The 6358-nt window shown below is 39.5% G+C and carries 5 protein-coding genes, 1 tRNA gene and 1 pseudogene; 6 read left to right on the plus strand and 1 reads right to left on the minus strand.

Annotated elements, in window-relative coordinates:
* Window positions 1-726: 726 nt before the first annotated feature.
* From petA to R2Q26_RS14985, 6 genes are all read left to right on the plus strand, one after another.
* Window positions 727-1326 (plus strand): ubiquinol-cytochrome c reductase iron-sulfur subunit, encoded by a 600-nt coding sequence (gene petA, locus R2Q26_RS14960; RefSeq protein WP_317537022.1) that lies wholly within the window; start codon window positions 727-729, stop codon window positions 1324-1326.
* A gap of 1 nt (window position 1327) precedes the next feature.
* Window positions 1328-2575 (plus strand): cytochrome b, encoded by a 1248-nt coding sequence (locus R2Q26_RS14965; protein ID WP_090566649.1) that lies wholly within the window; start codon window positions 1328-1330, stop codon window positions 2573-2575.
* Entirely contained in the window at window positions 2572-3303 is a 732-nt protein-coding gene (locus R2Q26_RS14970; RefSeq protein ID WP_317537023.1) for a cytochrome c1, read from the plus strand. Before R2Q26_RS14965 ends, R2Q26_RS14970 begins: the two co-directional genes overlap by 4 nt.
* Before the next feature lie 42 nt (window positions 3304-3345).
* Entirely contained in the window at window positions 3346-3945 is a 600-nt protein-coding gene (locus R2Q26_RS14975) for a glutathione S-transferase N-terminal domain-containing protein (protein WP_090566654.1), read from the plus strand.
* Complete coding sequence (locus R2Q26_RS14980) at window positions 3942-4373, plus strand: ClpXP protease specificity-enhancing factor (protein WP_317537024.1); 432 nt, start codon at window positions 3942-3944, stop codon at window positions 4371-4373. The genes R2Q26_RS14975 and R2Q26_RS14980 overlap by 4 nt, the downstream gene beginning before the upstream one ends.
* Before the next feature lie 69 nt (window positions 4374-4442).
* Window positions 4443-4518: transfer RNA gene (locus R2Q26_RS14985), tRNA-Thr, on the plus strand.
* A gap of 760 nt (window positions 4519-5278) precedes the next feature.
* Here the strand turns inward: R2Q26_RS14985 and R2Q26_RS14990 are convergent.
* Window positions 5279-6265 (minus strand): annotated as a pseudogene (locus tag R2Q26_RS14990) (transposase).
* Window positions 6266-6358: the final 93 nt, after the last annotated feature.

Genomic DNA, 6358 nt, shown 5'->3' on the forward strand with positions numbered 1-6358 from the left:
GTTTAAATGGCGTAGGCCTGAAGTTAAAGGTAGTCAAATAAAAAATACAATAGCTAATTTACGCAATTAGACACTAGATTAATACCACTCTAATCGAGCACGACCATCAATTCCAAATCAAATTCCATTGGTATCTGGAAGATACGGGTATGCAACATGCTTATATCAAACCCAGAAGACCGCGATTAAAAGGCAAAGTAGAAGTTACACATGGGCAGACCGAATTCTATTAACTACTAACCTATAGAGATAATGTTGATCTGCACGTCAAGTTAGCTAAATGGGAAGCTTTCTATAACTAACGGACCGCACGGTGGTGGGTGAGGAAAAAACATATAAACGTTTAATTGAGAAAATATGCTGTTAACCATTTACACTTTCTGACGCGTCAAGTCAGTTTTTTATGCTTGTATTCAGTAATAGCTGACTGTTCGTAATCGAACAGATTACCATCCTGATGGAGCCGCACATCATCTAAAAATCATTGGCTTCAGATAACCATAAAATTCAAAAAATGAAATTTTTCAGGCCAAACTATTTGGTTATTTGATCTATATATTACCCTGTTATGTAAAGGGTCATGTTATACTTAAAAAATTATGCTTTTAAAGTGTATGATGTTCTTTAAGTGTTATTGAAAAATAAAGCATAAAAATAAACAGGCTGATCGGCTCCTAATTTGAGTCGATTCTGGGTGGAAAATTCATTGGATGGAATTATTGAAAAATGGCAGATGGTATTGGTGAGATGAATAGTCGGCGTCGTTTTCTAGTGCTAGCCACATCTGTAGCAGGTGGAGTTGCTGCCGTGGCGGTGGCGACACCGTTTATGTTATATATGATGCCTAGTGAGCGAGCTAAAGCAGCTGGAGCACCGGTAGAAGTCGATATTAGTAAGCTGGAGCCTGGTATGCTACTGATGGTTGAGTGGCGGGGGAAAGTGGTTTGGGTACTGAGGCGCACGCTGGAAATGTTGGAGAATTTGAAGAAGCTAAATGATCAACTGGCTGATCCAACTTCAGAAAAAAATCAGCAACCACCTTACGCAAAGAATGAAACGCGCTCTATTAAACCTGAAATTCTTGTGGTAGTGGGTGTATGTACGCATCTCGGCTGTTCTCCAGTATTTAGGAAGGATATTGCTCCTGCTGATTTAGGGCCTGATTGGTTAGGTGGTTTTTTCTGCCCCTGCCATGGTTCAAAATTTGATTTGGCTGGACGTGTTTATAAGAATGTTCCGGCACCTACTAATTTAGTTGTGCCTTCTCATGTTTATTTGAGTGAAAATCGGCTTTTAATTGGCTCTGAAAGCAAGGAATCTGTATAAAATGAGTAAACAAGAAAATTCGTTTATTGGATGGATTGATGAGCGCTTCCCAATGACTGCTACTTGGAGAGCGCATCTTTCTGAATATTATGCTCCTAAGAATTTTAATTTTTGGTATTACTTCGGTTCGCTAGCAATGCTTGTGCTGGTTAATCAATTAATTACCGGTATTTTTCTTACTATGAGCTATAAGCCAGATGCTAGCCTTGCATTTTCATCAGTTGAATACATCATGCGGGATGTGAATTTTGGCTGGTTGATTCGATATATGCATTCTACGGGAGCTTCCATGTTTTTTGTGGTGGTTTATTTGCATATGTTCCGAGGGATGATGTATGGTTCTTATCGCAAACCCAGGGAGCTTTTATGGCTGATAGGGATGGCGATATTTTTTGTGTTGATGAGTTTAGCATTTACTGGGTATATTTTACCTTGGGGACAAATGTCTTATTGGGGTGCTCAGGTAATTGTAAGTATGTTTGGGGCGATTCCGTTTATTGGTGAAACGTTATCAAACTGGATTCTGGGAGACTTCATGCTCTCGGACGCAGCACTTAACCGTTTTTTTGCATATCATGTGGTGACGCTGCCACTTTTAATAATTGTTCTGGTATTTGTTCATATCATCGCATTGCATGAAGTTGGATCCAATAATCCAGATGGAATAGAAATCAAATCTAACAAAGATCCAAAAACGGGAATTCCCGTGGATGGAATACCATTTCATCCTTACTACTCTGTAAAGGATATAGTCGGGGTTGTTGGATTTCTAATTGTGTTTTGCGGCATTATATTTTTTGTTCCTGAAATGGGTGGATATTTTCTTGAGCATAATAATTTTATCCCTGCAAATACGCTACAAACACCCGATCATATTGCTCCAGTGTGGTATTTCACCCCTTATTATTCGATGCTTAGGGCGGTCACAGTTAATTTTCTCGGGGTAGATGCGAAACTGTGGGGTGTTATCTTAATGGCGGGTTCAGTACTTATTTTTAGTTTCTTGCCGTGGTTAGATCGTAGTCCTGTCAAATCAATACGTTATAAAGGACCAATCTTTAAATTCGCGCTGACGCTTTTTGTAATAAGCTTTTTTGTATTAGGTTGGCTTGGCACAAAAGCACCGACACCTTTGTACACGTTATTAGCTCAAATTTTTACGGTTATTTATTTTGCATTTTTTATTCTGATGCCATGGTACAGCAAGATAGATAAAACAAAACCAGAACCAAAAAGAGTGACAAAATGAGATTAATAAAATTCCTGCTTTTTTTTATCAGCTTGGCTCCGATTATTGTTTTTGCAGCCACTGACATAGAACTTGATAAGGCACCAATTGATACTTCTGATAACGTATCATTACAACGTGGTGCGCAAAGCTTTGTTAATTATTGCCTGACATGCCATGGTGCAAGTTATATGCGTTATAACCGACATCAAGATATCGGATTAAGTAACCAAGATATCAGTGAGCGCCTTATTCATACGGGACAAAAAGTTGGTGATATGATGTTCACTGCAATAAGGAAGAATGAAGCTGAAGAATCGTTTGGGGTCGTTCCGCCAGATTTATCTGTTATCGCACGTTCCCGCGGTGCAGATTGGCTGTATACATATCTCAGATCTTTTTATAGAGATGAATCGTCTTCTAGTGGCTGGAATAATTTAATTTTCGATAGAGTCGCAATGCCGCATGTTTTGTATCAATTGCAAGGTCAACAAGTACTTATTACAAAATCGGCTAATAGTGAGAAAGGCACTCCAGAAATAAAGGAATTGAAGTTGAGTGTTCCTGGGTTACTTTCCAAAGAAGAATATGATAATTTTGTTACAGATCTGGTAAACTATATAGTTTATTTGGGCGAGCCTCATGCGAATTATCGTAAGAAACTTGGAGCTATTGTCCTTATCTTTTTGTTGAGCATGCTTGGATTGACTTATTTACTAAAACGTGAATATTGGAGAGATGTGCACTAATAAATTATTGAATCAAAACACTATGAAGATGTATAAGTCATTATGATGACGCTGTATTCCACTGCAACATGTCCTTTTAGTCACCGATGTCGCATCGTGCTGCACGAAAAGGACATGGATTTTCAGGTCATTGATGTTGATCCTCACAATAAACCGGAAGATCTTGCTGTAATTAGTCCCTATGGTCGTGTACCAATCTTGATCGAACGTGATCTCGTGCTCTATGAATCTAATATCATCAATGAGTACATCGATGATCGTTTTCCTCATCCACAATTAATGCCAGCAGAACCAGTAATGCGTGCTCGTGCACGATTATTATTACATCGATTTGAACAAGAGTTATTTTGCCATATTGAGGCTGTCGAACAGAGTGATCAAAAGATAGCTGACAAAATGCGAGTAGCAATTGCTGATAGTTTGACAATGATTGCGCCAATCTTTGATAAGCAAAAATATATGTTGGGTGATGAATATTCCATGTTAGATGTAGCTATAGCACCTCTATTATGGAGACTGGACCATTATGGAATTAGCTTGCCAAAACAGGCTGCGCCATTACTCAAATATTCTGAGCGATTATTTAGTAGACCATTATTTATTGATGCTCTAACTGCTTCAGAGAAATTAATGCGTAAATGAAGTATTCTACGACTAAGCCTTATCTAATAAGAGCTATTTACGAATGGTGCGTTGATAATGAATTGACTGCTTATATCTCTGTTGTAATTGATCAAAATATATCCTTGCCTAAGGAATATACAAGCGATGGAGAAATCACTTTAAATATTAGTCCTAAAGCTACTCGCGACTTATTACTTGGTAATGATGTTATTCAATTTACAGCGCGCTTTAATGAGATACCTAGAGAGGTCTCAATTCCTATTAGTGCGATTAAGGCAATATTTGCAAAAGAAATTAATCAAGGATTATTCTTTTCTCCTGAAATTGAGCAAGAATTATCTTCCACTTTAAAGGATGAAAATATGAATTTTCAGGAGCCTGGATCTAATATTTGCGCAACGCATAAGCATGGAGGCAATCGAGTTAATTTAAAAATTGTTAAATAAAAAGAGAATAACTTGCAATAGTCTAAGGTTTATAATTGCTAAACTTAGCTAAATATATCTATTTTATATGCCGGCATAGCTCAGATGGTAGAGCAGCTGATTTGTAATCAGAAGGTCCCGAGTTCGATTCTTGGTGTCGGCACCATTAAATCAATAAGCTATATATTCTTACTAGAGTTTAGAGTAAGTCCTTTCCTTCAGGTTAAAAAATTTTTAACCTGAATTTATCAATTGCGCTAATTCTTCTTTTTGCTATATTGTCTTATGTAATTCACGTTTAGAGTCGCTGCTTTTTCTCCATCAGGAGGTTGGTTTTTTTAACAAGTTGATTCCACCACTGCCTGACAGCAACATGTCAAAAAAGGCGGATTAATCCATAGCGGATTTGCCTGATTGTTTTAATATTTTCTTTGCCCAAGGAGCGTGCTGACACAGCGTATCGACTGCCTAGTCGTTTAAGTAACTGAGCGATTACACCAGACCGTAACTTAGCATAATTGTGATAAGCACTCGGCGATGTAAGGTTCTGCGTGTTTGTAGCCACGCTTCTTTCATGCCCCAAGTTTGCTTCGGCTGATTGAACATGGGCTCAGCAACTAATGCTGGCTCCAACTTTCAATCACTTGTTCGGATGTCAATGTAATACCAGTGCTTAATATCAGACTGGCAATTTTCCATTCTTCGTTGCATCTGTCACACTCGCACCAAAAATCTAACTAGTCGCCCCTGAAATACTATAGAAACTAGCATAAATATTGGCATTGAGGGATACTCAAAAGGTATGGAATTTGCCAGAATTAATACTATTGACCCGTAATTTCTGGTGAATTGATGAAGCCAAAGAAGCAAGAACCCACCCCCTGTGATGATCTTTTGAGCTATAGTCAAATCTGGTGTATAGAGAGTTAAGCGGCTGCCTGTTTTTGATCTCCTGATTGTTTAATACCGTTAACAAATTTGACGCCGGTGATGACATCAGCTAACAGCTTATAACCTCGTAATCGAAACCATTTTTCTGTGCTGTTTCCATGAGTTTGAACGCCATGGTCAACGTGGTTGTCCTGCTACCACAATTCCTGGTTTTGTCTGTTCTCAATCTGACAGTAGCAAAGACGGATTCAGCTGGATTGGTTGTTCTAATCAGAGTTTGGTTACCGCTTTCCAGAATCCCAGCGCACCATCACCCACAGCCAATTTAGGTGCATTCTTAAGACCCCGTTGCTTCAAATCGATTAACACTTCCTCCCAGCTTGCCGCCGATTCACGATAGCCATCAGATAATGCCAATAACTCTTTACGTCCTGTTTCGTCAGAGCCAATCATCACCAGAAGGCATAAGCGATCGTCCATGCGCACATTGCTGTAAACACCATCAACCCAGACATAGACATAGCGTTTGTTACTCAGGTTGCGTTGACTCCAATTATAATAATCCTGCTCCCAGCCTTGCTTTAAACGGCTAATCGTAGCCGCCGATAATCCAGGTGCCCCAGGCCCCAACAGATGCTTCAGTGTCTCTGAAAATCCCCCGTTGAAATGCCTCTCAAATAAAGCCAGGGTAAAAATTCTTCAATATTCCTGGTGCGCTTCAAGTAGGGTGGCACCAGGCTGCTGTTAAACTTGATGCCAGATTCAGAGCGATCCCGAACCTTTGGTACTTTGACCTCGATAGCTCCCAGCCCCGTCTGAATCGGACGTTCTGGCAGATAACCATTTCTGACTATTGCCGGTTTTCCCTCATCAGTTTTTAAAGTGCTATATTGCGCAATAAAGGCAGCTACTTCCGCTTCAATGGCTGCAGCCAACATTTTGCGGGCGCCTTTGCGGAGAACTTCCTGTAGCAGATCATTTTGATCTGATTTGTTCAGGTCAAAAAGATTACTATCTATCATAGCGGTGTGTTCCTTCATTGGTGGTTGATCTGCCAAGATCTTTACCAACAGGTTACACCGCTTCCTTCTCCTGTCATACACCAGAAATGATCA

It is taken from the genome of Nitrosomonas sp. Is37, assembly GCF_033063275.1.
Classification (GTDB): Bacteria; Pseudomonadota; Gammaproteobacteria; order Burkholderiales; family Nitrosomonadaceae; genus Nitrosomonas.